At 55.0% G+C, this 23,377-nt stretch carries 24 protein-coding genes; 11 read left to right on the plus strand and 13 right to left on the minus strand.

Annotated elements, in window-relative coordinates; genetic code table 11:
- Positions 1 to 55: 55 nt before the first annotated feature.
- Together QQ91_RS05870 and QQ91_RS05875 are read right to left on the minus strand one after the other, a co-directional pair.
- Positions 56 to 298, minus strand: a complete 243-nt coding sequence (locus tag QQ91_RS05870; protein ID WP_166281027.1) for a hypothetical protein — start codon at positions 296 to 298, stop codon at positions 56 to 58.
- 26 nt (positions 299 to 324) lie between these two features.
- Positions 325 to 1,644, minus strand: a complete 1,320-nt coding sequence (locus QQ91_RS05875) for a pentapeptide repeat-containing protein (RefSeq protein WP_166281043.1) — start codon at positions 1,642 to 1,644, stop codon at positions 325 to 327.
- A 110-nt stretch (positions 1,645 to 1,754) separates the two neighbouring features.
- Here QQ91_RS05875 and QQ91_RS05880 point away from each other — a divergent pair, with 110 nt between their 5' ends.
- From QQ91_RS05880 to QQ91_RS05905, 6 genes are all read left to right on the plus strand, one after another.
- On the plus strand, positions 1,755 to 2,672 hold the full coding sequence (locus QQ91_RS05880; protein ID WP_236096088.1) for an SWIM zinc finger family protein: 918 nt from the start codon (positions 1,755 to 1,757) through the stop codon (positions 2,670 to 2,672).
- 99 nt (positions 2,673 to 2,771) lie between these two features.
- Entirely contained in the window at positions 2,772 to 4,364 is a 1,593-nt protein-coding gene (locus QQ91_RS05885; RefSeq protein ID WP_166281045.1) for an NCS2 family permease, read from the plus strand.
- A 42-nt stretch (positions 4,365 to 4,406) separates the two neighbouring features.
- Entirely contained in the window at positions 4,407 to 5,783 is a 1,377-nt protein-coding gene (murD, locus tag QQ91_RS05890; RefSeq protein WP_166281047.1) for a UDP-N-acetylmuramoyl-L-alanine--D-glutamate ligase, read from the plus strand.
- Between the two features lie 343 nt (positions 5,784 to 6,126).
- Entirely contained in the window at positions 6,127 to 7,422 is a 1,296-nt protein-coding gene (gene thrC / locus QQ91_RS05895; RefSeq protein WP_166281049.1) for a threonine synthase, read from the plus strand.
- Between the two features lie 150 nt (positions 7,423 to 7,572).
- Positions 7,573 to 7,848, plus strand: a complete 276-nt coding sequence (locus tag QQ91_RS05900; protein WP_166281051.1) for a MoaD/ThiS family protein — start codon at positions 7,573 to 7,575, stop codon at positions 7,846 to 7,848.
- A gap of 37 nt (positions 7,849 to 7,885) precedes the next feature.
- Positions 7,886 to 8,335 carry a DUF2996 domain-containing protein gene (locus QQ91_RS05905; RefSeq protein WP_166281053.1) on the plus strand — a complete coding sequence of 150 codons (450 nt, stop codon included), beginning with the start codon at positions 7,886 to 7,888 and terminating at the stop codon, positions 8,333 to 8,335.
- Between the two features lie 112 nt (positions 8,336 to 8,447).
- On the opposite strand, the gene QQ91_RS05910 is transcribed toward QQ91_RS05905, so the two are convergent.
- Positions 8,448 to 8,816: a YccF domain-containing protein gene (locus tag QQ91_RS05910; RefSeq protein WP_166281055.1), complete on the minus strand. Its 369-nt coding sequence runs from the start codon at positions 8,814 to 8,816 to the stop codon at positions 8,448 to 8,450.
- A 314-nt stretch (positions 8,817 to 9,130) separates the two neighbouring features.
- Here QQ91_RS05910 and QQ91_RS05915 point away from each other — a divergent pair, with 314 nt between their 5' ends.
- The 3 genes from QQ91_RS05915 (at position 9,131) to QQ91_RS05925 (ending at position 11,397) form a co-directional block, all read left to right on the plus strand.
- On the plus strand, positions 9,131 to 9,583 hold the full coding sequence (locus QQ91_RS05915; protein ID WP_166281057.1) for a Fur family transcriptional regulator: 453 nt from the start codon (positions 9,131 to 9,133) through the stop codon (positions 9,581 to 9,583).
- Positions 9,584 to 9,803: 220 nt separating this feature from the next.
- The gene (locus tag QQ91_RS05920) at positions 9,804 to 10,280 is read left to right on the plus strand and encodes an Hsp20/alpha crystallin family protein (RefSeq protein WP_166281059.1); all 477 of its coding nucleotides are present in this window, start codon (positions 9,804 to 9,806) and stop codon (positions 10,278 to 10,280) included.
- Positions 10,281 to 10,785: 505 nt separating this feature from the next.
- Positions 10,786 to 11,397: a cyclic di-GMP-binding domain-containing protein, MshE-related gene (locus QQ91_RS05925; protein ID WP_166281061.1), complete on the plus strand. Its 612-nt coding sequence runs from the start codon at positions 10,786 to 10,788 to the stop codon at positions 11,395 to 11,397.
- Between the two features lie 144 nt (positions 11,398 to 11,541).
- Here the strand turns inward: QQ91_RS05925 and aat are convergent, their stop codons facing one another.
- From aat to QQ91_RS05955, 6 genes are all read right to left on the minus strand, one after another.
- On the minus strand, positions 11,542 to 12,132 hold the full coding sequence (gene aat / locus QQ91_RS05930; RefSeq protein ID WP_166281063.1) for a leucyl/phenylalanyl-tRNA--protein transferase: 591 nt from the start codon (positions 12,130 to 12,132) through the stop codon (positions 11,542 to 11,544).
- A 5-nt stretch (positions 12,133 to 12,137) separates the two neighbouring features.
- On the minus strand, positions 12,138 to 12,467 hold the full coding sequence (locus QQ91_RS05935) for a DUF952 domain-containing protein (RefSeq protein ID WP_166281065.1): 330 nt from the start codon (positions 12,465 to 12,467) through the stop codon (positions 12,138 to 12,140).
- Between the two features lie 71 nt (positions 12,468 to 12,538).
- Entirely contained in the window at positions 12,539 to 13,819 is a 1,281-nt protein-coding gene (locus QQ91_RS05940) for an ABC transporter substrate-binding protein (RefSeq protein ID WP_166281067.1), read from the minus strand.
- A 149-nt stretch (positions 13,820 to 13,968) separates the two neighbouring features.
- Complete coding sequence (locus tag QQ91_RS05945) at positions 13,969 to 15,681, minus strand: potassium channel family protein (protein WP_166281069.1); 1,713 nt, start codon at positions 15,679 to 15,681, stop codon at positions 13,969 to 13,971.
- A 344-nt stretch (positions 15,682 to 16,025) separates the two neighbouring features.
- Positions 16,026 to 18,230 (minus strand): glutamine synthetase III family protein, encoded by a 2,205-nt coding sequence (locus QQ91_RS05950; RefSeq protein WP_250833270.1) that lies wholly within the window; start codon positions 18,228 to 18,230, stop codon positions 16,026 to 16,028.
- 303 nt (positions 18,231 to 18,533) lie between these two features.
- Positions 18,534 to 19,052, minus strand: coding sequence for a tetratricopeptide repeat protein (locus QQ91_RS05955; protein WP_166281073.1), 519 nt, complete (start codon positions 19,050 to 19,052; stop codon positions 18,534 to 18,536).
- Between the two features lie 185 nt (positions 19,053 to 19,237).
- On the opposite strand from QQ91_RS05955, the gene QQ91_RS05960 reads away from it, so the two are divergent.
- Positions 19,238 to 19,702: a YbhB/YbcL family Raf kinase inhibitor-like protein gene (locus tag QQ91_RS05960; RefSeq protein ID WP_166281075.1), complete on the plus strand. Its 465-nt coding sequence runs from the start codon at positions 19,238 to 19,240 to the stop codon at positions 19,700 to 19,702.
- 137 nt (positions 19,703 to 19,839) lie between these two features.
- A complete protein-coding gene (locus QQ91_RS05965) occupies positions 19,840 to 20,175 on the plus strand; it encodes a hypothetical protein (protein WP_166281077.1) in 336 nt (111 codons plus the stop codon).
- A 212-nt stretch (positions 20,176 to 20,387) separates the two neighbouring features.
- Here QQ91_RS05965 and QQ91_RS05970 read toward each other — a convergent pair whose 3' ends face one another.
- The 4 genes from QQ91_RS05970 to QQ91_RS05985 form a co-directional block, all read right to left on the minus strand.
- A complete protein-coding gene (locus QQ91_RS05970; protein ID WP_166281079.1) occupies positions 20,388 to 20,795 on the minus strand; it encodes an arsenate reductase/protein-tyrosine-phosphatase family protein in 408 nt (135 codons plus the stop codon).
- A 30-nt stretch (positions 20,796 to 20,825) separates the two neighbouring features.
- Entirely contained in the window at positions 20,826 to 21,971 is a 1,146-nt protein-coding gene (gene arsB / locus QQ91_RS05975) for an ACR3 family arsenite efflux transporter (RefSeq protein ID WP_166281080.1), read from the minus strand.
- Positions 21,972 to 22,079: 108 nt separating this feature from the next.
- Complete coding sequence (locus QQ91_RS05980; protein WP_166281081.1) at positions 22,080 to 22,475, minus strand: heavy metal-responsive transcriptional regulator; 396 nt, start codon at positions 22,473 to 22,475, stop codon at positions 22,080 to 22,082.
- A 193-nt stretch (positions 22,476 to 22,668) separates the two neighbouring features.
- A complete protein-coding gene (locus tag QQ91_RS05985) occupies positions 22,669 to 23,361 on the minus strand; it encodes a formylglycine-generating enzyme family protein (protein WP_349306857.1) in 693 nt (230 codons plus the stop codon).
- Positions 23,362 to 23,377: the final 16 nt, after the last annotated feature.

Consider the following 23,377-nt stretch of genomic DNA (forward strand, 5'->3'; position numbering starts at 1 on the left):
TATCGAATCTGAGGCTACTGTAACAGTCCCCATCATCTATTGCAATTAATTATCATTAAACCAGGGGCATGGCCTCAAAATCAGCGCAGTCTGTAGCCAGTTCAGTGGCCGCAATATCCGGTCGCACCGTACATTTCAAACAGGAGGTCGCCGTAAAGTAAACACAGCGACTACAGGGAATTTGATGCAGCTGCTGAATTTGCTGCGCCCCTGCCAGGAGAAAGCGAAACACCGTGAGCCCGGTCATGAAAACAATCAACCAGGCCAAACCGCTCAATAGACAGGATAGATAGGTCATCGGTCCAACCGTAATGTTCCCCTTGCTCAAGAATCGAGGAGCCTGTTGGGAATGCCCTCGCATCCCCCAGGAATGGAAGCGCGCGTGTGCACTCCCCCCCAAGCACAGCAGTAATAGCGTTGTTCCTCGGATAAATTTTTCACCCCAGTCAAGTCTGCGTTTTCCACCACCGCTCCAGTATAGGCTCCGGTCACATAATTTGGCGGGTGAATCCGATCGCGAGGGAGGGCTTGGGTGGCCGTTCCGTAGAAGAGTCTGACCCTAGACAGATCTGCGCCGCGGAGGCTGGCCCCGTATAGAATGGTGCGGGCCAGATTCGCCCGAGTCAACTCACAGCGATCCAGCTTGGCGTTGACTAAATTGGCATCGGAAAGATCGGTATTGCGCAAATCCGTGTCGGTCAAATCACCACTGGCCAGCATACTCCCCAGGTCAATGACCCGAACCCCATATTCAATATCTTCCTCATAGCCGCCCAGACCATTAAAAATCGGGCGCCCTAAGCGGCGATCGCGCTTGAGTGGGGTTAACAGCTTGGCGCTGGAGAGAAAGCGAATCACCTTAGCCTTACCCTCCGCATTCAGCCCCACCAGAATAGAAGCCGTTCGCCCCTCCGCAATGGCTCGCTCCGGAGGCCAGTCTTCCAGCAAACCTTCATCGTCCAGGACCAAATCAGAAATCCCCTGAAAGTAGGTGTCAATGGTTTGTTGCTGGGTAATGCGATTTTGCTGGGTGGTGAGCTCCTTCGAAATCACGTACTGGCGCCAGGCTACATACAGGGCTAAGAATGCCACCATAATTTGTCCCACCGCGCCGAACAGCTCCGCCAGGGCCCCAAAAGCATCCCAGTTAATCGGTCCCAGGCCAAAATTTCCGGGCAGGGTTAGAGTCAAAAGATAGGCTGCCCCCGCCACGCCCAGCACCAGAATGGCCACCGGAATCAAAAACTGCCGATACCGACGCGGTATCCAGGTCACCAGAATATACTGGGCCGGATTCCACATGGCCCGCAGGGTAACCCCCAGGGATAGGGCAATGGCTGGAAACCCAATCCAGGGATTGTGCAGCAGTATGCCCAGCAGCGCCACTCCCGCGGCCCCCAAGGCCACCCCTTGAAACCCTCCCCAATCGGGAGCCAATCGGGCTTCATCAATCACAGGCGGGGGATCCAAACGAGCGTCCACCGATTGAAAATCCAGGGGTAACGGTCGCGATCGCCGCGAATCCAGGGGTTCAACGATCTGTCCCGGTTCCAAATTCGAGATTTCCTGGGACCCACTCTGACCAGGCACGGCCGCAGAAGAGGTCGAATCAGACTCAGGGACAGAAGCGTGAGGGTCATTCATGCGAAAAATACTGCTCGTCGTGATTTGCCGCTAGGCGATACGATACGAGAAAATCTAGAGGGATGCAAAGCCTAATGCTGCATTCAACAGATCTTTAACCCAACAGACCCATGCCTTCCTCTCATTCTGGCTCCAGTGCCCATCCTCGTTCTCCCCTGATTTCAGTGCAAAAGGGCGGTACAAAGGCCTCCGGATCGCAGTCCCTTGCCGAGGGTCCCCCATCTCCGCGCGAGTGGTGGGCACAGCGCTGGGTGGATGTTCTGGAATCCTTTGGCTGGAGACGTCGCCTAGAGCGGGCACGCAATTACGTCCGGGAGGGCCGCGTATTAGACCTGGAATTTAAAGGAGAAAAGGTACTCGCCCAAGTGCAGGGAACGGCTCCAGATCCCTACAGCGTTTCCCTCAGCTTAGACCGCTTCGATGAAGAACAATGGGGCTATGTGATCGAGGAACTCTCAGGGCGAGCCATTTTTGCCGCCAAACTGCTGGCTGGGGAGATGCCGCAAAACATTGAGGAAGCCTTTACAGCCAGCGGGCTGAGCCTGTTTCCCTTTAGCAAATTTGATATTCACAGCCGCTGTTCTTGCCCAGATCCAGTGAATCCCTGCAAGCATATCGGTGCAGTGTATTACCTGTTGGGAGATTATTTCAGCCAGGATCCCTTTATCCTCTTTCAACTGCGAGGCCGCAGCAAGGCAAGCATTTTAGAAGATCTGCGTCAGCATCGAAGCGACGCCCACGCTCCAGGCCCCGGCGAGGAACGGCCCGATTCCCCCACCGAATCCTTTGACATTACAGCGGAATTTTGGCGCTACGATCAAGAGCTTGACCCCACCCTGGTGGTGATTACCCCACCTGCCAGCCAGGAAACAATTCTCGATGTCCTGGGTCCCCTTCCCATTGACCAGTTAGAGGCAAGCAAGGCGAGTGCCTCACCTTCCCTGAACTCAGCCTTTATGGAATGCTTGAAGGGCGTTTATCAACGGGCCAGTCAGCAGGCAATGTTGACCGCAATGCGCAACGCCTGATTCCTCGGAACGTCCCTGCTCCGCGAACCGGCAGGCGGGCTGCCTTGCTTCTATCGGAGCCTGTCATGCGCCCGTAAATCTTTGCCTGGTAATTTGCCCATGCCCTCTGTTTCCCCAGTTCATCCGCGTTGGTTTGTGCGACGCGATATCGATGGGTTCTTTGGCCTTGCCCTGGATAACCTGATCCAAATTTTGCTGCTGTTGACCCTGTGCCAAACGGTGCTGGGCTTCTCCCAGGAATTAACCTTCGGGAGAATTTTGCCCGGTATCGCCCTGAGCCTGATGGTGGGAAATCTTTACTATAGCTGGCAGGCCTATCAGCAAGGCCGCATCCAGGGACGAGAGGACTTGACGGCCCTCCCCTACGGCATCAATACCGTCAGCCTGATTGCCTACGTGTTTCTGGTGATGCTGCCGGTCAAACTGGCAGCCCTTGCCCAAGGGGTCGAGGCTTCTCAAGCCGCAGAACTGGCCTGGGAAGCTGGACTGGTGGCCTGTCTTGGCTCTGGTCTTTTAGAACTGGCTGGATCCGCCCTTGGCGATCGCCTTCGTCTTTGGGCCCCGCGGGCCGCCATGCTCTCCACCTTGGCGGGCATTGCCATCACGTTTATTGCCATTGATTTTTTATTTCGCACCTTTGCCCATCCCATCGTCGGCTTTGTGCCCCTGGGCGTGATTTTGCTGACCTACTATGGGCGAGTCAACTTTGGGATTCCCGGAGGATTGCTCTCGGTTTTACTGGGGACGGGCCTAGCCTGGCTGACCGGATTTACCCAGTGGGAAAGCAGCACCTTTACCCAGGCCGCTGCCCCCCTCGGACTGTATCTGCCCCGGATCTGGATTATTGAACTCTGGCAGCAGCGGCAGGTGCTCTGGGAATATCTGGGGATTATTCTGCCCATGGGTCTGTTTAATCTGGTGGGCAGTCTCCAGAATTTAGAGAGTGCCGAGGCCGCAGGCGATCGCTACCCAACCGCACCTAGTCTGGCAACCAACGGCATTGGCACCCTAGTTGCTGCGCTGTGCGGGTCGTGCTTTCCCACCACAATTTATATCGGTCATCCCGGCTGGAAGGAAATGGGGGCGCGCATTGGCTATTCCTGGAGTAGCGGCCTGATCATGGGCGGCCTCTGTCTCACCGGCGCCATCAGCCTACTCTCCTATTTCATTCCCATTGAAGCTGGCATGGCCATCGTGCTGTGGATTGGCATTGTCATTGCCTCCCAAAGCTTCACCGCCTCCCCCCGGCACCATGCCCCCGCAGTGGTGGTGGGACTCCTGCCAGGCATTGCGGCCTGGGGGGCCCTAGTGGCGAAAAACAGCCTGCGGGTCGCCGGGTTAGGGACACCCGAATCTCCTTTTCCAGACACCCTAGTGCAGATGTTCGAGCAGTCGGGAGTGGCCATCGGCGGAGCCTTTGCCCTGGAACAGGGCGTCATCCTCTCTGCCATGATTTTGGCCGCCATCACGGTTTATATTATTGAAGGACAATTTGGCAAAGCGGCGCTCTGGTCTATCGGTGCAGCCGGTTTGTCCGGGGTGGGATTGATGCATAGCTACCAAGTGACCAGCGCCGATACGGTGGTGCAATTGGGGTGGGGAACCGGCATTGATTGGGCAATTGGCTATGGATTGCTCGCACTTTTATTCTTGTACGCCGCATGGAAGGGCCATCGTCCCCCAATAGACTAATATTGTCCTGTTTTCCCCATTCAAGCAAAATTCTGATTAATTATGGCTGTTGCACATGTCATTGGGTTAGGGCGATCTGGAATTGCGGCAGCTCGATTGCTACGGCGCCAGGGCTGGCAGGTGAGTCTGAGCGATGCGGGGCATTCCGCCGCCTTAGTCGATCGCCAGCAACAACTTGAGCAGATGGGCATCCAGGTCTATCTGGATACGCGCTTTAGTCTGGACCAACTTGCCGCCTTGGAAAATCCCCTCCCCCAGCGGGTAATCGTCAGTCCAGGGGTGCCCTGGGATCTGCCGTCCTTAGTTGAAGCCCGCCAGCGAGGAATTGAAATGATGGGCGAACTAGAATTTGCCTGGCGAAACCTGAGGCAGTTTCCCTGGATTGGGATCACGGGCACCAACGGCAAAACCACCACCACCGCATTAACAGCAGCAATCCTGCAAAGGGCAGGACTCAAGGCTCCCGCCTGCGGCAATATTGGCTATAGCGCTTGCGAACTGGCCCTCGCCGGCGACCCCCTTGATTGGGTTGTGGCTGAAATCAGCAGCTATCAGATCGAATCCGCCTCAACCCTGGCCCCCAAGATTGGGGTTTGGACCACCTTTTCACCGGATCATTTAGAACGCCACGGAAGCGTGGAGTGCTACCGGGCCATTAAGGCCGCCTTGATTAATCAATCGGAGCATAAGGTGCTCAACGGGGATGATGCGATCTTACAACAGGGGACGGCCTGGCGGTGGCCCGAGGCGGTCTGGACCCTAGCCCAACCCAACGCCTATACGGGAGATCTTCCCTTTGTCCCCCGCGTTGATATTCAAGCGGGCTGGGCCAGGGTTGACCAGCAGCCCATTGTGGAAGTCCATCGGCTCAAGATGCACGGCGTTCATAACCAACAAAATATGCTGCTGGCAATAGCCGCAGCCCATCTAGCAGGGGTGGAACCCGCTGCCATTGCCGAAGGTATCGCCACCTTTCCCGGCGTGCCCCACCGACTAGAGCAGGTGGGCACCTGTGGACAGGTTAACCTCATTAACGATAGCAAGGCGACCAACTACGAGGCAGCCCAGACCGGCCTGGCTGCCGTTCAAGGCCCAACGATTTTAATTGCAGGCGGTGATCCCAAAAAAGGCGACGACCGTACCTGGATCCAAACGATCCACCAGAAGGCGGCCTACGTCCTGCTCATTGGCAATGCGGCCCCAGCCTTTGCGCAACGCCTCCACGACACCCAGTTTTCAAACTACGAGATTGTCGAAACCATGGACCGTGCGGTGACCCGAGCCCTGGAACTGGCGAAGGATAGTCCGGTGCAATCCATTTTGCTCTCCCCAGCCTGTGCCAGCTTTGACCAGTATCCTAATTTTGAAAAGCGCGGCGATCACTTTAAGGCCCTCTGTCAACCCTATCTCACGGAGTAAATCTCCCAGACTCACAGCGACCGCAAAGAACCTCGGCAGCAAGGAGACCGGAGTCGGGAATATTTACAAATCTAAACAAAATTCTTGACTCTGACGATCTCTCATTTTCCCTTGGGCAAAGTCCCAAGGCCCTCAGGTGGCCTCCCATCTAATTGAGCTAGTCCTGATGGGGAGAAGATTTCCAGCCCTACCCCCCAGGGAGGCCGGGGGGTAAAATCAAGATCCTTGAACATACCCGACTTTTTTGGTCGGGTATGTTTGACGACACTTTTTTTAACGTGATAGGGTGCTGCTCAATGTTGAGACTGCGCAAACCCACCGCCGCTGTATAGGACGAAGACCCATGGTTCAATCCGCCATCCAAGAAATCAAAGCCGCCTTTACGGGCCTGAAATGTAAAGAATGTGGCGAAACCTACGAGCCTGCTGCCATTCACGTATGTGAATATTGTTTTGGGCCGTTAGAGGTGTCCTACGATTTCAGTCGGCTCGCCGGAAAAATTACCCGCCAGGACATTCAAGCGGGTCCCCATTCCATTTGGCGCTACCGCAGCTTTCTTCCCGTTGAAACAGATCAGCCCATCGATGTGGGCACCGGCATGACCCCCCTGCTTAAGGCCAATCGGCTCGCGCGGCAGCTCGGTTTAAAGCATCTCTACATTAAAAATGACGCGGTCAATATGCCCACCTTGAGCTTTAAGGACCGGGTAGTTTCGGTAGCCCTCACCCGAGCACAGGAGCTCGGCTTTACCACCGTCTCCTGCGCCAGCACTGGAAACCTGGCCAACTCCACCGCGGCAATCGCCGCCCGCGCCGGGTTGGACTGCTGCGTCTTCATTCCAGCAGACCTGGAGGCGGGCAAGGTTCTTGGCACCTTGATCTACGCTCCGACCCTGATGGCGGTGGAGGGCAACTACGACCAAGTCAATCGGCTCTGCTCGGAAGTCGCCAATACCCACGGCTGGGGCTTTGTGAATATCAATCTGCGGCCCTACTATTCCGAGGGATCTAAAACCCTGGGCTACGAAGTGGCCGAACAGCTCGGCTGGGATCTACCGGACCACATTGTGGCGCCCCTGGCCTCAGGATCGCTATTTACGAAGATATACAAAGGCTTCCGCGAATTTGTGCAGGTGGGCTTAGTCGAGGATAGGGCGGTGCGCTTTAGCGGTGCCCAGGCCGAAGGCTGCTCTCCCATTGCCCAAGCCTACCGAGAAGGTCGAGACTTTATTTCTCCCGTGAAGCCCAATACCGTTGCCAAGTCCATTGCCATCGGTAATCCAGCCGACGGGGTTTACGCTCTGGACATCGCCCGCAAAACCGGCGGCACCATTGAATCTGTGAGCGATGAGGAGATTGTGGCCGGAATGAAGCTCCTGGCAGAAACCGAAGGAATTTTTACAGAAACTGCTGGCGGCACCACCGTGGCGGTGTTGAAAAAGCTGGTGGAAACCGGTCAAATCAATCCGGAGGAAAAAACGGTGGTTTACATCACCGGCAATGGCTTAAAAACTCAGGAAGCCGTTCAGCCCTACGTCGGTGAGCCGTTGACCATTGAAGCCAAACTGGAAAGCTTTGAGCGCGCTTGGGATCGAGCCCAAACCCTTGATCGTCTCGAATGGCAGCCGGTCATGGTCTAAAATGTAGATCCCAAAGATTAGGGTCTGAGGAGCGGAGCCGAAGAGAACGGGCCTAGGGATTAGGCCCGTTCTACCCGCTCTTTAACTTCCCAATGAAGTCTTGACCCACCCTATTCCACCCACCTGATTTAATAGGAGAATCCGATATTCATGGCTGTAAAAGTCCTCATTCCGACTCCGTTGCAAAAGCTCACCCAAAATCAAGCGACGGTGGAGTGCAGCGGTCGTTCGGTTGCTGAACTTCTGGAGTCACTGGAGCAAAACTGCCCTGGGATTAAGAATCGCCTCTGTGATGAAAGCGGGGAATTGCGCCGCTTCGTCAATTTTTATGTCAATAATGAAGACATTCGTTTCCTCAATGGGAAGGACACCGAACTCCAGGACGGAGATGAGGTAAGCATTATTCCTGCGATCGCAGGCGGTTAGTCGATATCATGAGGCATCGATAGCATTAGGCACAGTCATGGCTGAGGACAAAACCCCCAATTCCCCGGATACCTCCGACACCCCAAAAGCGGAAAAGAAACCGGCGGCGGCGAAGACCGCCCCTAAAAAGTCTGCCAAGCAGGAAAAACCACCCGCCGTTGAAGAGAAACCCTTTGATGAGTTCATTGAAGCCCACTTCATTCCCAGCCTGAGAACAGCTTTGGAAAAGCTGTCGGTAAGCGATCTGCAGCTCAGCTTTGACCAAGACCGGGTCACGGGATCCTGGGCGAGCGGTCAGCGGCGCTTTACGGTTTACTTTCTGGAGCAGGACATCAACAAGGCAAAGGCCTTTTCCTGGGCCACCAGTCATGGACAACCGGCTGTCATTGAGTCCTTTCTCATTGACGAGCGTAAGATTACCCTTGATTTATTAGTTTTTGGAGTCATCCAACGACTTAACGCCCAGAAGTGGTTCGGCGCGAATTAAGCGCCAACGCCAAGCATAGTTAACTCGGGCATAGTTAACTCGGGCATAGTTAACTCAGGCATGGTTGACTTGGGCATGGTTGATTGGGGTTGAGCTTTTGCCGATCCTCAGGTCATTTCAGCTCATGACCAAAGGGCAAAAATGAAACCACCAGCAGCTTCAGATGCTGCTTTGCAAAGGGCAACCCAATAATCGTGATGGCCAGCAACGCTGCCGACGTCAAATGGGCGATGGCAATTTCCCAGCCAAAGCACAAAATCCAAATGATGTTAAAGACCAAGCTCAGGACGCTATCCCCACCGGGCTTGGTCACCACATCTTTGCCAAAGGGGGCAAAGGTTGCCCAGCCGATTTTGATCGTTTGCAGGCCGAAGGGAATGCCAACAATGGTCAGGCAAAGTAACAGACCGCTGAGAATGTACAGACAGCCAGCAATCAAGCCCCCAAATACCAACCAGAGTATATTGCCAATCAGACTCATCCATTGACCTCCTGCGCTGAGGTGAGTGTTGCGAACCCGATCTGCTGTCCGCACGCAGCGAAGAGGCGGCAGGTTCTTAATCTATCCTACAGATTCATCCTCCTTCCCTGAGCAGTCCATCTCTCCCCACTCTCCCGATTGAGCCCCACCCGATTGAGCCCTAGGCGTTCGGCCAACATCCCCATCAGACTCTTGGAAAGCCGTGGAGCCCTGCCAGGGGAGGCGTAAAGTTTTTTCTCAATAAGGCAATCTTCTTGCTATCACCCTGGGGATGGGATATTATTCTCAATAAGGCAGCATTACTGAGAAAATCCATGTATACTTCTAACGCCTTAAAAGCAGAGCTGCACGAGCGCGGGTGGCGGCTCACGCCGCAACGGGAAACAATCCTGCAAGTCTTTCAGCAGTTACCCAAGGGCAATCATCTGAGTGCAGAGGAACTGCACGATAAGCTCCAAGATCTCGGTACGCCCATTAGTCTTTCCACTATTTATCGCACCGTTAAGCTCATGGCCCGGATGGGGATTCTCCGGGAGCTGGAGTTTGCCGAAGGTCACAAGCACTATGAAATTAATCAGCCCGCCCCGCACCACCATCATCACCTGATTTGCGTACAGTGCAATAAGGCCATAGAGTTCCGCAGCGATTCGGTCCTCAAGATTGGGGCCAAAACAGCGGAAAAAGAGGGATTCCATCTGCTCGACTGTCAACTTCTCATCCAGGCCATTTGTCCCCAATGTCAGCGGTCCATCGTTCCCAATGCCTGAGAGACTATCTGGCGGTAGGGGCAGGTTCGGGGCACCCACCGGGATAATTCGGGATACCGAACCGGCATTTTTCATGAAAATTGATTCAGATCGGAATTCACCTCTGTTTTTCTCGGTTTTCCGCTCTGTTTGACCAGGGTTTATCCATTGCATATTGGGAATAACCAACGCGGGCAACATACCGCACACCATTCATCCCAATCGTGAGGAAACCCAATCTATGATGATTCGATACTGGAATCCCGCCCAAGACGCCTTGAGCCTGAGTCGTCAAATTGACCGCCTGTTCGAGAGCTTCCCCAATGCTCAAGAATCGGAAGCGCTGACCACTTGGACTCCGGCCATTGAGTTAAAGGAAACCGACGATCACCTGCTGCTCAGCGTTTATCTGCCTGGGGTTGAGGGACAAGATCTCGACATTCAGCTCACACGTGAGTCCATTTTAATTACGGGACAGCGTCAGCGCCCAGACCTGCAAGGAAGCGAAAAACTCCTGCACTCTGATGTACGCTACGGTCAATTCCGCCGCCTGGTTCAACTGCCGGTGGCCATTCAAAACAGCCAAGCCCAGGCCAGCTTTGAGCAGGGCATCCTGGTCCTGACCTTACCCAAGGTGGAGGAAGCAAAGCAGAAGGTCGTCAAGCTCACCCTGGCACAGAACCATCCGGAGCACCAGGCCGAAGCCCCTCAAAGCTAATTGGGGTTCCGATTGGAACTATACCAGGCTGCCCCCTGGCGCTGGGTAAAGATGAATCGACCAGCCATACATCGGCAAGGATGAATCCATCAGGGAATATTCCATCACAAGCGGTCAGCTATGCTGACCGCTTTTCTTCTGCGCCAAAGCTGCGGTTGATATTAGGCTCATGGATATTTTGCACAGCGGCCAGACCCACTGATGGTTGCCCTGTCCCCTCGCAGGGGAATTGACCGGCGATCAAGAGACGCTCTCCGTTTTGAACTAGAGGCGGTTGACCCTGGGATCCTCCCCAGCTAGGGCAGCGGCACGGGGGAAACTGGGATCCGCCCTACCCAACAAGTTCCGTAATTTTACGGTGTTCAAATCTCCACCACCTGTATCTAAGCAGATCAATGCTGTATGATAGGCAAATTATCGCCATCTTTGCCTAGCCCTGGACGGATGGAACCAGCCGATTGCCCCACAGCAGTTGGCTCTGACCATATCGCCGTTGCGATCGCCCATGACTTTAACTGCAACCTCTTGCCCTCCTCCGACTCCACAGCGCCTGGGTGAACTCTTGCGAGAGGCCCATTTGGTCACCGAGGCGCAATTACAGGTGGCCCTCTATGACCAGCAAGAGTACAGCCAATTGCGGCTGGGGGAGATTTTTGTGGCTCGCGGCTGGATTAACCAAAGAACAGCGGACTTCTTTGCCGACGAATGGGGCTGGGTTCGGGGCCAATCCCTCCGCAAACCCCTGGGGGCCTATCTCCACCAGGCTGGATTAATGGACACCACCACGGTGGAGATTATTGTGCAAGAACAGCGCCACAATGGCTTCCGCTTTGGGGCGAACGCAGTGTTATTGGGCTGCATTGATCAACAAACCCTGGACTATTTTTTAGAGCATCTGTTTCCCGAGGAAAAAGATGCCGCTCCCTATGTCTTTAACAGCAAACAAACCCTCATCCAGCCCCAGTCTGAAATCCTAGCAGCCATTCGCCGATCCCAGCCCCCCAAGGATCCCTCAGGGACTGCTCCCTTTGAACTGAGGGAACGCACCGCTCCCAAAGCCTCGGCCCCAAGGCCCACTGCCCCTGCAGAGGACGCCGACATTGCCTGGATTGGATAAAAAAGCAGGCGCCCTAGGGCTTGAGTCTATAATTTGGGCCTCTAAAGCTGGGCGCGCCAGTGGCCTGGATGCGCCATAAATTGGATGCGCCATCAAAAAGAGAGCACAAGGGGTAGAGCGGCAGGCTATGCATCAGGCGATTGATCAGGGCGGCAGGAAGTTGAAGGGAAGCTGCACGCCTAGCTCTAGCAGCCGGAGATATTCAGCTTGGGCAACCTCCACTGCACCAAAGCGAGACAGGTGGGGATTAGGCAGCTGGGCATCGAAAAGGATAAAGTCGCGCGATCGCAGATGTTCCACCAGCTTGACCATGGCCACCTTAGATCCCTCCGGGATCTGGTAAAACATGGATTCGCCAATGAACACCCGCCCAATCACAATGCCCAAAATCCCACCTGCCAGATGAGGGCCCTGCCAGGTTTCAAAACTATAGGCCCACCCCGCCTGATACAGGGCCTGATAGATTTGCTTGAGTTCTGCGGAGATCCAGGTTTCAGGGCGGTTGGCGCAACCCGTCACCACGGCTTGAAAATCACGATTAATGGCGGAGGTAAAGCGATTTTGGTTCAGAATCCGCTGAAGCGATCGCGGATAGCGAAATTGGTGGTCTAAGGGAATGAGGGTGCGCTGGCGGGTCGTATACCAGTGCAAGGGATCCTCGGAACTGTCCGCCATCAGAAAATAGCCCTGGGCGTAGCCACTAATAATGTCTTGGATATCTATCTCAAGGTCCATGGGCACTATTGCCACCTAACAAATGTGCCGTCACCATCGGGTTCCAGCCTCCACACGCGCACCACCGCGTCTAGGTTCAAAGGACCGTACAGATGGGGGAATAGGCCCTGTCCTGGGACTAGGTCCTCACAAAGAGGGGATTGCAGGCGGTCTCTAGCAATTTCCAGCAAAACCAGGTCTCTTTTTCCCGAAAAGAAGCGATTGGCCACCCCAATCACCTGCTGATCCGTGGAAAGATGAATAAACCCCTCCTGATCCAGGGAGGCACATCGATACAAGCCCTGGGCCTGTTCCCAGGCCTGGCGCTCCGTAATATGAAATAATCGAGGGTTCATTGCGGGAGAGTTCGTAAACAAGAGTTGTCAAGTTTGGCTAGCCCCAGAGGAGAGCCGTCGCCCAGCAAACCTCAGGGGTTAGGCCAGCTGCGATCAATGGTTTGCAGAACCGTGTCCAGATCTTCTCCGCCCACGTAGTCCACCATCCCCGTCCAAAAGGTCCCAGTTCCGACCTGGGCTGGCATGAGGTCTGATCCATCAAAGCGAATCGACTCTGCCTGCCTTAGGATCTGTGCCTGCCTTCGCATCAGCGGATTCCCGTAGGCGCTCAGGGGCACCCCCTGATGGGGGGTAATGTAGTTCTGACCGGCCAGGATGCGATGGGGTTGGGCAGAGATCAGGTATTCCATCATCGCCCGCGCCTCGGGCCGATCATTGAGCAAACTAAACACCAGTCCACCCACCAGCAGCGGCTTCCCCCATTGGGGGTTAATGCTGGGCAGCTCAAAAACATTGACATCGGTTTCCAGGTTCACCTTGTTCGGGAGGAAATCGATGATGAAGCTGGCCTGGCGATGCAAATAGCAGCCCGGCGGGTTGTCAAACAGCGGGGCTGGGGAGTCGCCGAAGGGAATGCTAACCACCCCGGTGGTTCCCCCCACCACCTGCCGAGGATCACGGGCAATGGCCCCAAAACGCTCAAAGGCCATTTTCACCGCCGGTGCGGTAAAGGGAATTTGCCGATTCACCCACTGATCGTAAACCTGCGGCCCCGCCGTACGCAGCAAAATACTCTCCACCCAGTCCGTGCCCACCCAGCCCGTGGCATCCCCGCTTTCCATCCCCAAACACCAGGGAACCGCTCCGGCCGCTTGAATTTTTTGGGTCAGGGCCTGGAGATCCGACCAGGTTTCTGGGATTTGATATCCCCTGGCCTGAAAGGCCTTGGGGTTATACCAAACGATGCTTTTAGGATCGGCCCGCATCCAAATGCCGTAGAGCTTACCCTCAACGGTTCCCAGTTTAACCCAGTCATTGCCATAGGCCTGGGCAAGCTGGCCTTGATCCAAAAACTCCAGGGGAACCAGATCTCCTTCCTGGGCTAAATTCGCCATCAGTCCTGGCTGGGGAAAGATGGCAATGTCCGGCTTGTTGCCCGCTTCCACCTTGATGGGCAGCACCGTTGCAAAGGCGTCGCTGCCTTCGTAGATCACCTCAATCCCGGTGGTCTGGGAAAAGGGGGCGATCGCCTGCTTGACAATGTCTCCCCCTTCTCCGGTGAGGGACCCAAAAATTTGGACCGGAGATGATGAGCTAGAGAGGTCAGCAGATCGCCCCTGACAAGATCCCAGCATGAATCCGATACTGAGCAGCCATGCCCAGCGCCCCCAGCCCCCGTGACCGAACTCCATCAACCTTGCCCCCTGAAAAGCAGATCAGGTTCATTGTACGATCCAGGGTCTAGGCTCACCTGAACTTTTATGTCCTGCGTAATCTCGCCGCCCTGTGCCCCCCCAACACCTGGCGGTAGCCCCATTGTCCAGAGGACTGTCGGGGATGATCAAGAGGAACTCCTCTGCACCGAAGCAGGAGCGGGTTGCGAAGCGTTGGTGCGCCAGAGCCGCTCCATATTTTTTGCCGGGATGGTTAAATGCAGCACATCGCCGGGATTGAGGATGGCCTCCAACAGATCCCAGCCGTGGATTTGCTGGTGGGAGGTCTGGAGATAGAGGGGCACCAAGTCGGCTTCAATGGCAATTGTCCGCACCGATTGCCCGCAAAAAGCGTGGGCTGGCGTAATCAGCAGCGACAGGGCAATCCAGAGCATATCGCCCGTCACCCCACTCCCGAGGATTCGCCCCCCCAGGGCTGCCGCAGCAAAGGCAGGAGCCGCTAGCTCAAAGGGGTTGAGAACCGCTGTAAAGTCAAAAACCTGGTTCATGCGGCGGGCCTGGCTGGGATGATTACTGCGCACAATCACCGTGAGCTTCGGGGCAAGCTCCTTCGCCGTCAGCGCAATTTCCAGGTTGCTCATGTCCTCGTTGGTGACCGCAAGCAGGGCGCTGGCCTGGTCAATATTGGTGCTCTTGAGGGTTAGGGGCAGGCTGGCATCGGCCACAACCACCGGAATTTGCTGCGATCGCGCCATGCACAGAAAGCGATTTTCCGCATCTCGCTCCACCACCACAATTTCATGGCCCTGACGACGGAGCTGCTGGGCAATCTCCACACCAACCCCCCCCAACCCGCAGATAATATAGTGATTCTTATAGGGAATCCGGGCCACATCCCAAAAGCTCCGCAGCCGCGTTCCCAACACCAAATCATTGAGCAGAGCATAGAAAACGCCAATCACCCCCGCCCCTAGCAGCATCATCACCACCGTGAAGAACTTCAGCACAGCGGAGGACTTCTCAGCAATATCTTCATTGCCACCTGCCCCGGTAATCATGCCCACGGAAAAATAAAGGGCATCCACAAGGGTTCCCTGCTCCCAGCCGAAATAGGCATAGGTCATGGTGGCCAGGGCAATGGTCACCAGCAGCGAACAGGTCACCACCAGCCCGGAGCGCAAATGCCGTTGAAACTGAGCCACCCAAAGCAAGCCCTTGCGGAACATCTCTCCCAGAGAGGATCGTCGGGTCTCCACCGCCGGTTTAGTGCCAATGATCAGGCGATCGCCCGCCTGCAGCCGACGCTTGAGGTTCATGGCCTCCACCAGGCTAATTTCCTGATCCGAAGTCAGGTAGTGAATTAGCATGCGGTTGCGATCCTCCCACAGATCATGCAGCTGGCGACCGCACCAGGGATGATGGGCATGGATACATTCTTCGTAAATGGGCCAAATTTTCTGAAACAGGCGCAGGTGACCAATGGCCACCTTGTCCATCGCTGCAAAGGCAAAAATCGGTCCCGATAGATCGGCCACGCTCATGGTTGCATGGTCGGGAAGCGTTCGATCCAGGCGATCGCCCAGGCGCTGATTAAACAGGCGGTTAATGACCCGAATGCGCGGATTGAGCAGGCGAACCTGCAGCAGAATTTCTAGATTGCGAGCATCATCGCTGGTGGCAATCACGATGGTCTGTGCCGTTTGAACCTGCGCCCGCTGCAAGGTATCCTCCCGCAGCAGATCCCCCACGATCACCTCCGGATCCTGGGGAAGCGCCGTGTCATGGACCCCCACCACGGCAGCCCCCTGCTGACGGAGCAGACAAAAAATTCGATAGCCGATGGCATCTAGACCGTAAACAATGATTTGGGGCAAGGCCATGGGATTCAACCCGGCAAAAAACAGCGGCGCTAGATAACCAGCGTAAAAAGGGAGTTCACATTGAATCTGTAACCCCGATTACCCTTTGGTCACAAAGCCGGTCAGGCCGCAAAAAGCTTTAGATTTTCTTCGCACTTTCGATTTTCTTTGCAACGAAAGGCCCCAGAAACCAGAGGTGTAAGGCCCCCCAGACAAAACAGGATCGCACTTCGAGTGCGATCCTGAGGCAAGGTACATGAATCAGCCGAGGTGCCGGGCCATCCCAAGGATGAACGAGCCAAGGGCCTAGACCATCGTGGCCTCTTGGCACATCAAACCTGCAATGACCCGGCTGAGGAAAACGGTTACTTAATGAACAGCATTTCCTGATACTTCGGCAGGGGCCAAAATTCATCCCCCACCTCTGCTTCCAGGGCATCCGCAGCCGTCCGCACCTGATTCATCAAGGGCAGAAGGGTTTTGGCACAGTACAGCATGTGATCGGCCGTCGAGGCAAAGCCCTCCTTTTCTAAGGCCTCACAGAGTTGATCCGTAGACTGCTTGAGGTCTGTGGTCAAACCCGCAACCTTTTTAGCGCTCTCTTTTTCAAAGTCAATTCCCAGGCCCGACAGCGTAGCAATGGTGTTCGATAACTTGGACAGGTACTCCACGGAAGCCGGATAAATGAGCGTCTTGGCCATGTCTACCACGAGCTTCGCTTCCACCTCAACCGAGAGAATATACTGCTCCGAATAAACTTCGTAGCGACTCTCTAGCTCTACGGGCGAGAGGACGCCGGTGCGGGTAAACAACTCCTGCACATAGGCCTGCCGGAGATGGGGCAGGGCATCGGCCGTGGTGGGCAGATTGAGTAGGCCCCGATCCTCAACAGCAGTGCGATGCCATTCAGGAGAATAACCGTTGCCGCCAAACACCACCGCGCCGTGCTGGTTCATAATTTCCTTAAGCACCACCAGAATGGCTTGATGTTGGTCTACCCCCTTACCCAGCTCACTCTCCAAGCGATCGGCAACCCAATCCAGGGAATCAGCCAGCATGGTATTGAGGACAATTAAGGGCCCTGATACGGACTGGCTTGACCCCACCGCCCGAAATTCAAAGCGGTTTCCAGTGAAGGCAAAGGGAGAGGTGCGGTTGCGATCGCCGGCATCTTTGGTCAGCTTGGGCAGAATATCGACCCCCAAATCCATCACATCCTTGGCTTTGGAATTGCTCACGGACCCTGTTTTAATTTGCTCAAAGACCTCTTCAAGCTGAGTTCCCAGATACACCGACATAATGGCTGGCGGCGCTTCGTTGGCCCCCAGGCGGTGGTCATTGCTGGCAGTGGCGATGGCAGCCCGCATCAAGGGACCATACTGGTGGACGCCCCGAATCACCGCGCCGCAGAACAGCAAGAACTGGGCGTTTTCGTGGGGAGAATCGCCTGGATCTAGCAAATTCCCCTGGGTCGCATTCCCAATGGACCAGTTCACGTGCTTACCAGATCCGTTAATGCCAGCAAAGGGCTTCTCGTGCAGTAGGCAGACAAAACCATGCTTTTTAGCCGTATGACGCAGCACCGTCATAATCAGCTGCTGGTGATCGCTTGCCACGTTGGCCGCCTCAAAAAAGGGCGCAATTTCAAACTGACCCGGCGCCACTTCATTATGGCGAGTCTTAGCAGGAATCCCCAACTTATAAAGGGTCTCCTCCACATCCTGCATGAAGACCTGCACGCGATTGGGAATAGCCCCAAAATAGTGATCGTCAAATTCCTGGCCCTTGGCAGGCGCCTTCCCAAACAAGGTGCGACCCGCCAGCAATAGATCCGGACGACTCCCAACAAAGTTGGCGTCCACCAGGAAATATTCTTGTTCAGCCCCACAGCTAGAATTCACGCGGGCAATGTCCTGATGGCCCAGCAACTTAAGAACGCGGTTTGCAGCTCGGTCCATGGCATCAATGGATCGCAACAGCGGCACCTTTTTATCCAGCGCTTCTCCGGTCCAAGACACAAACACCGTAGGAATACACAGGGTGGACCCATTGTCCGTTTCCATAATGTAGGCCGGACTGGTCACATCCCAGGCGGTGTAGCCCCGCGCCTCAAAGGTGTCTCGCAGCCCGCCGTTAGGGAAGGAAGACCCATCGGGCTCACCCTGCACCAGAACCTTGCCGGAAAACTCAGAAATTACGTTTCCATCAGACTGCACCGAGATAAAGCCATCATGCTTTTCGGCAGTAGAGTTGGTCATCGGGTAGAACACGTGGGCATAGTAGAGCGCCCCCTTGGAGGTGGCCCAGTCTTTCATGGCAGTGGCCACTGCATCCGCCACCGATGGGTCCAGCGGCTGACCGTTCGTAATGGTCTCTTTCAACGATTTAAAAACCGTTTTAGGCAAGCTAGCCTGCATCTTGGTCAAATTGAAAACATTCGTGGCCCACATATCTTCCAGACGTTGGGGCGCCTTGGCTGGAATCAGGTCACGATTGGTAATTTGATAGATGGCTTGGGAACGAATGCCGTTTTTACTCATGACGATGTAACGAAAAGCAAGTGGATCCACACATACTACTTTAGACAGAGAAAAGAAGCACTAACGTTTAAACCCGGAAATTATTCCGCATCATTGGCTACCGTTTTCCACCTTGATCGATCCATTTTTTGAGTTTTTTTTTGAGTTTTTTTTGACAGACAAAAACCCCAAAAGGGGGCGTTTTCCCAGGTCTCAGCCTCTCCCATGGCATAGAGGAAAAAGCATAACTTATGCCCTAGTGGGAACCCTGCGCCCCATTCTTAAATCTGGCCACCACCAGGTTTGGGAGGCAACCCCTGCGACGCCCAGACACCCTCGATGGCCACGGTATTGTCAATCTGCCTGCAGACCCTGTTGCTGAATCCAATCCTGCATCTGATCCGCGAGACGGGGATCACCCTGAGCCTCAAACAGTTGGGCTGCGGTTTGGGCATCTGCCAGGGCTGCTTGAGAGTTCCCGCTTTCCAAAAAGATGGCGCCGCGATTGGCATAGGCCTGGGCCTTGGCCGGATCCAGTTGCAGGGTCTGATTAAAATCTGCGATCGCTGAGGGGGAGTTTCCCACGGAATAGTAAGCCACGCCGCGATTGTAGTATATTTCCGGGTTTTGGGGAGAAAGCTCGATTGCCTGACTATAATCCGCGATCGCTCCCTGATAGTCCCCTTGAAGCGCCTTCCGAATCCCCGAGGTGTGGAGCGAAAGTGCGCGCTGCTCCCGGACTGAGGATGAGGCGCTAGTTTGCACCGTCGGACCAGCGGGGGTCACCAATCCCGTAGCGAACCCCAGATAGACGAGACCGCCCAGGAGGGAAGCAGTCCCCACAACCCAATAGAATCGCCTGGACGTAGCCATGGCTGATGCTCCTCCGTGCCGCACCAGCACGAGTGTTGAAAGGTGCAGTGCGATAATGCAAGAGAGGTAACCTTTCAACTCTCATTATAGAGTTGAGACAAGGATTGAGCGGCAGCTAAGCCATCCCCAAATCGGCACCGCTCTCCCTTGCATCAAGATCTCCATATTGTCAAGAGGTGCATTGTATGGCGCTGACCCTAACATCCCCAGCCTTTTCTGATCAGGGAGCTATTCCAAAGCGCCATACCTGCCAGGGACCGGATCTGTCCCCTCCCTTGGCCTGGACAGGCGTCTCGGAGGCCACCAAAAGCCTGGTCTTGATCGTGGATGATCCGGATGCCCCCGATCCGGCTGCACCCAAGATGACCTGGGTCCATTGGCTGTTGTTCAATATTCCACCCCAGACCCAGGGCTTGCCGGAAGGCGTACAACGGCTACCCGCCGGTACACAGGTCGGTCTGAACGACTTCAAGACGCTGCGCTATGGGGGGCCGTGCCCACCCATCGGTCGTCACCGATATTTCCACACACTCTATGCCCTCGATACCTGCCTCGCCCTCACTCACCCCAGTCGGGATCAGCTAGAGGCTGCAATGCAGGGACATATCCTGGAACAGGCAGAACTGATGGGAACCTATCAAAAATTCTAGAGGCGGGTCGGGCTCAGAGTTCTCAGAGTTCTCTCTTAGAGTTCTCAGAGAGTTTCTAGGACAAACTCACGGCAGCCTTCTTTATCTCTCAGCCAGCCTCCCTAGAGTGAGAGCATTCAAAGATTGGAGATTCATCCATGAAACGTTCTCAACTCATCACCCGATCTGCCCTCACTACGCTCGCGCTGCTGAATGTGTCCCTTGCCGCGGTGGCTGAGCCCGTTCTCGTCACCCGTGGCCCCAACGGCGCCGCCCATCTGGTGAATGCCAAGCACCTTCCCCGCGAAGCCCAGATCCAGCCCAACAGCGACCCCCATCCTTTTCCAAACTTGATTCAAAAAGGCCCTGGAGGGGCCTTTCACCTTGGAACGGAAAGGGCAAACCTCAGCCCGCCCCCCCTGACGAGTGGGTCTAGACCTCAGCGGCTGATTACGCGGGGACCCAACGGCGCAGGATTTCTGACACATCCCTAGGGCGCAATCCCTGGCTTGTATTTCCCAAGGTTAAGGGCGGGCAGATCCCCAGAGTTAGATCGCGATTGTTCTTCTTGGGTCGCCTTAAGGTCCCCCGCTTTGCGTGGCCGTGATAAATTCACCCTAAATACCGCATCGGCGGGTGCTTCTAGATTGCCCTGCAGGTTCGCACTATTCTACAATCGAATCCTTTTAAGCCTCGTCCGCCTTGATTATGCCAGCACCCGAGGCAGGATCTGCTGGACGCGGCTTTGAATTTGATCGCGAATAGCCCGATAAACCACTAGGGGCTGGTGTGCCGGGTCCGCTAGCTGCCAATCTTCAAACATTTCCACGTGGGTCCATGGATCTGGCAGATGCACCCCGCAGCCACAGAGAGAAATCACGGCTCGAAAATCCGCGGGGTCAAAGTCGGCTAAGCGATCACAGGTATGGGATCGCAGGTCAATACCCACCTCAGCCATGGCTGCAATGGTGAGTGGATCGATGCTGGAGGGATTGAGGCCAGCGCTGTACACCCGCAGGCGATCGCCAGCCCAATGTTTAGCAAAGCCCTCCGCCATCTGGGAACGGCGCGAGTTGTGTTGACAGACAAATAAAAGTCCAGGCTTGCGGTCCATAGAAGAGCACTCCATCAAAGATCGGGGGTTTTACGGGGAATTTCCCGCACATCTGGGGTCTGTGAGGGTAGCCTTTTCCGGCTCACGGGGAAACCAAAAAGCGGTGCGTTTACAGACTTCCACCAGCATCAACATCACCGGCACTTCGATTAAGACTCCTACGACGGTGGCGAGGGCCGCCCCAGAGTTCAGTCCAAACAGAACCACAGCGGTCGCGATCGCCACTTCAAAGTGATTGCTAGCGCCAATCAGGGCAGCCGGAGCCGCATCTTCATAGGAGAATCCTAGCTTGTGCGCCGCAACGTAGGTGAGGCCAAAGATCAGGTTGGTTTGCAAAAACAAGGGGACGGCAATCAACACAATGTGCTGCGGATTTTGCACAATCAGATCTCCCTTGAGGGCAAACAACAAGATGAGCGTTGTCAGCAAGGCTCCCATGGCAACAGGCCCCAGTTTGGGTAGGAACCGCTGCTCGAACCATTGCCGCCCCTGAGTCCGCAAGATCCAGGTTCGAGAGTAGATCCCGGCCAGCAGCGGTAGCCCTACGTAGATGAGCACCGACAGTACAATCGTTTCCCAGGGAACCGTCAACTGATTAGCAGCCAAGAGCCAGCGGCCCAGAGGCGCGTACAGGAACAACATCGCCAGGGAGTTGATCGCCACCATGATCAGGGTATGCCCTTGGTTGCTATAGGACAGATATCCCCACATCAGTACCATGGCGGTGCAGGGGGCAATCCCCAGCAGAATCGCGCCCGCAATGTAGGACTGAGTCATCGACACTTCAGTTCCTCGCAGGATTTCGGTGCCGGTTAACAGGGGGGCAAAGATCTGTCCGAGAAAGAACTGGGCAAACGCCACCATCGTGAAGGGCTTAATCAACCAGTTAACCCCCAGGGTCAGCAGGACAGGTTTGGGGGTGCGAGCCGCCCGCTTGGCCTGGCTAAAGTCAATTTTGACCATGATGGGATACATCATGAAAAATAGACAGACGGCAATGGGAATCGAGATCTGGTAGAGACTGAGGGCATCCAGGGCGATCGCCATGCCGGGAAACAGGCGTCCCAGAGCAATCCCCAGAGCAATACAGAGCAAAACCCAGATCGTTAGATAGCGCTCAAAGAAGCTAAGCTGGCCCCCCGCTTTAATGCGAATTGGAGTAGATGCAGTGTTCATAACGTGATGTGACCCTTTGCAAAGGGCGCGGAGTGAACAGGCAAAATTCAGCCCCTCAAGGGGGCCTCAGTCAGAGATCAAGCAATCAATGCTTGATGAGGTCAAAGACTAGGCGTCAAAGACGTGGCAATCATGGTCGAGCTGCTGATTACCAATGGATAATTCACAGCGATCGACCCAGTGCATCAGTTCGCTTTTCAGCGTCAGCAGTTGCTGAATGTTTTGATCAATTTCGGCTACCTTTGCTCGGAGGCGCTGCTGAATTTCCGGGCAGGTCAGAGACTGATCCTCCCTGAGCGCCAGCACTTCTCGGATATCCTCCAGGCTCAAGCCTAGCTGTTTCGCCCGTGCGATAAAGGTTAATCGCTCCACGTCAACCGCTGAAAACAGGCGATATCCCGATTCATTCCGCCTCGGCGAAGGAATGAGCCCAATCCGCTCATAGAAATAGATCGTTTGCGGATTAATTCCCAGTTGATCAGAAACTTGACTCACCTTCAGCATGATCGTGCCATTGGTAAAACCGATGAGATTTATCCTAAACCTTATACCTAGGTATAAAGTCAAGGGGCATGAGGTCCCCGATAATCCCCCAGCCTCCAATTCATGCGTTCAAGAGTGGGAGTGAATTGGGCAAAAATCTCTCCTGAAAATGGGCTCGTTGGAGATGGCGCGCCTGAGGGCAAAGAGCCAAAGGCTAGGTCCTGGCAACACCGCACACTACCCGCAGGCCAGTGAAGGAGTTCCTGAAGTCGGGCTCATTCTTGACCCGAAACGCCGACCGACACCCCCCTGGATAGTAGTACCAAGAACCGCCCCGCAAGCAGCGATCATGATGATTGCTTTTGTCTAGCCATGCACGTCCATCTATGGGAGCTTGATCATAGCTCTCATGCCAGGGGTCTTGGCACCATTCCCAAACGTTTCCATGCATGTCATACAAACCGAAGGCGTTTGCTACCTTAAAGCTACCGACCTCGGTCGTCTCTGCCCGAAATTCTCCATGGGGACCGGCTCCATAGGCTCCTGAATAGTTGATATGGCTGCCTTCATACTCTAAGTCCGTCCCCCGATAGTTGGCCAGATCTGGGGTAATGGACTCGCCAAAGTGGAAAGGGGTCGTTGTCCCGGCTCGACAAGCATATTCCCATTCCGCTTCTGTGGGAAGTCGATAGGGACGATTGGTTTCTTTGGACAAGCGACGGCAAAATTCCACGGAATCGGTCCAACTCACTTGCTCCACTGGACGATTATCGCCCTTGAAGTTAGAAGGGTCAGGTTCGATCTCACGCTCAACTTTGGACATCTGGGCCACCCGACACCATTGGGCTTGGGTGATGGGAGACTTTCCCATGAAAAAGGGCTGAGCGATCGCCCTAACCTGACGAATTTTGGGAAGCTAGATT

The organism is Lyngbya confervoides BDU141951 (assembly GCF_000817775.3).
Lineage (GTDB): Bacteria > Cyanobacteriota > Cyanobacteriia > Thermosynechococcales > Thermosynechococcaceae > Lyngbya > Lyngbya confervoides.

What these genes read in the sequence shown, in the direction of transcription:
- QQ91_RS05870 (WP_166281027.1), bottom strand. Translation starts at nt 298, where the DNA reads ATGACCTATCTATCCTGTCTATTGAGCGGTTTGGCCTGGTTGATTGTT.
- QQ91_RS05875 (WP_166281043.1), bottom strand. Translation starts at nt 1,644, where the DNA reads ATGAATGACCCTCACGCTTCTGTCCCTGAGTCTGATTCGACCTCTTCT.
- QQ91_RS05880 (WP_236096088.1), top strand. Translation starts at nt 1,755, where the DNA reads ATGCCTTCCTCTCATTCTGGCTCCAGTGCCCATCCTCGTTCTCCCCTG.
- QQ91_RS05885 (WP_166281045.1), top strand. Translation starts at nt 2,772, where the DNA reads ATGCCCTCTGTTTCCCCAGTTCATCCGCGTTGGTTTGTGCGACGCGAT.
- murD (WP_166281047.1), top strand. Translation starts at nt 4,407, where the DNA reads ATGGCTGTTGCACATGTCATTGGGTTAGGGCGATCTGGAATTGCGGCA.
- thrC (WP_166281049.1), top strand. Translation starts at nt 6,127, where the DNA reads ATGGTTCAATCCGCCATCCAAGAAATCAAAGCCGCCTTTACGGGCCTG.
- QQ91_RS05900 (WP_166281051.1), top strand. Translation starts at nt 7,573, where the DNA reads ATGGCTGTAAAAGTCCTCATTCCGACTCCGTTGCAAAAGCTCACCCAA.
- QQ91_RS05905 (WP_166281053.1), top strand. Translation starts at nt 7,886, where the DNA reads ATGGCTGAGGACAAAACCCCCAATTCCCCGGATACCTCCGACACCCCA.
- QQ91_RS05910 (WP_166281055.1), bottom strand. Translation starts at nt 8,816, where the DNA reads ATGAGTCTGATTGGCAATATACTCTGGTTGGTATTTGGGGGCTTGATT.
- QQ91_RS05915 (WP_166281057.1), top strand. Translation starts at nt 9,131, where the DNA reads ATGTATACTTCTAACGCCTTAAAAGCAGAGCTGCACGAGCGCGGGTGG.
- QQ91_RS05920 (WP_166281059.1), top strand. Translation starts at nt 9,804, where the DNA reads ATGATGATTCGATACTGGAATCCCGCCCAAGACGCCTTGAGCCTGAGT.
- QQ91_RS05925 (WP_166281061.1), top strand. Translation starts at nt 10,786, where the DNA reads ATGACTTTAACTGCAACCTCTTGCCCTCCTCCGACTCCACAGCGCCTG.
- aat (WP_166281063.1), bottom strand. Translation starts at nt 12,132, where the DNA reads ATGGACCTTGAGATAGATATCCAAGACATTATTAGTGGCTACGCCCAG.
- QQ91_RS05935 (WP_166281065.1), bottom strand. Translation starts at nt 12,467, where the DNA reads ATGAACCCTCGATTATTTCATATTACGGAGCGCCAGGCCTGGGAACAG.
- QQ91_RS05940 (WP_166281067.1), bottom strand. Translation starts at nt 13,819, where the DNA reads ATGGAGTTCGGTCACGGGGGCTGGGGGCGCTGGGCATGGCTGCTCAGT.
- QQ91_RS05945 (WP_166281069.1), bottom strand. Translation starts at nt 15,681, where the DNA reads ATGGCCTTGCCCCAAATCATTGTTTACGGTCTAGATGCCATCGGCTAT.
- QQ91_RS05955 (WP_166281073.1), bottom strand. Translation starts at nt 19,052, where the DNA reads ATGGCTACGTCCAGGCGATTCTATTGGGTTGTGGGGACTGCTTCCCTC.
- QQ91_RS05960 (WP_166281075.1), top strand. Translation starts at nt 19,238, where the DNA reads ATGGCGCTGACCCTAACATCCCCAGCCTTTTCTGATCAGGGAGCTATT.
- QQ91_RS05965 (WP_166281077.1), top strand. Translation starts at nt 19,840, where the DNA reads ATGAAACGTTCTCAACTCATCACCCGATCTGCCCTCACTACGCTCGCG.
- QQ91_RS05970 (WP_166281079.1), bottom strand. Translation starts at nt 20,795, where the DNA reads ATGGACCGCAAGCCTGGACTTTTATTTGTCTGTCAACACAACTCGCGC.
- arsB (WP_166281080.1), bottom strand. Translation starts at nt 21,971, where the DNA reads ATGAACACTGCATCTACTCCAATTCGCATTAAAGCGGGGGGCCAGCTT.
- QQ91_RS05980 (WP_166281081.1), bottom strand. Translation starts at nt 22,475, where the DNA reads ATGCTGAAGGTGAGTCAAGTTTCTGATCAACTGGGAATTAATCCGCAA.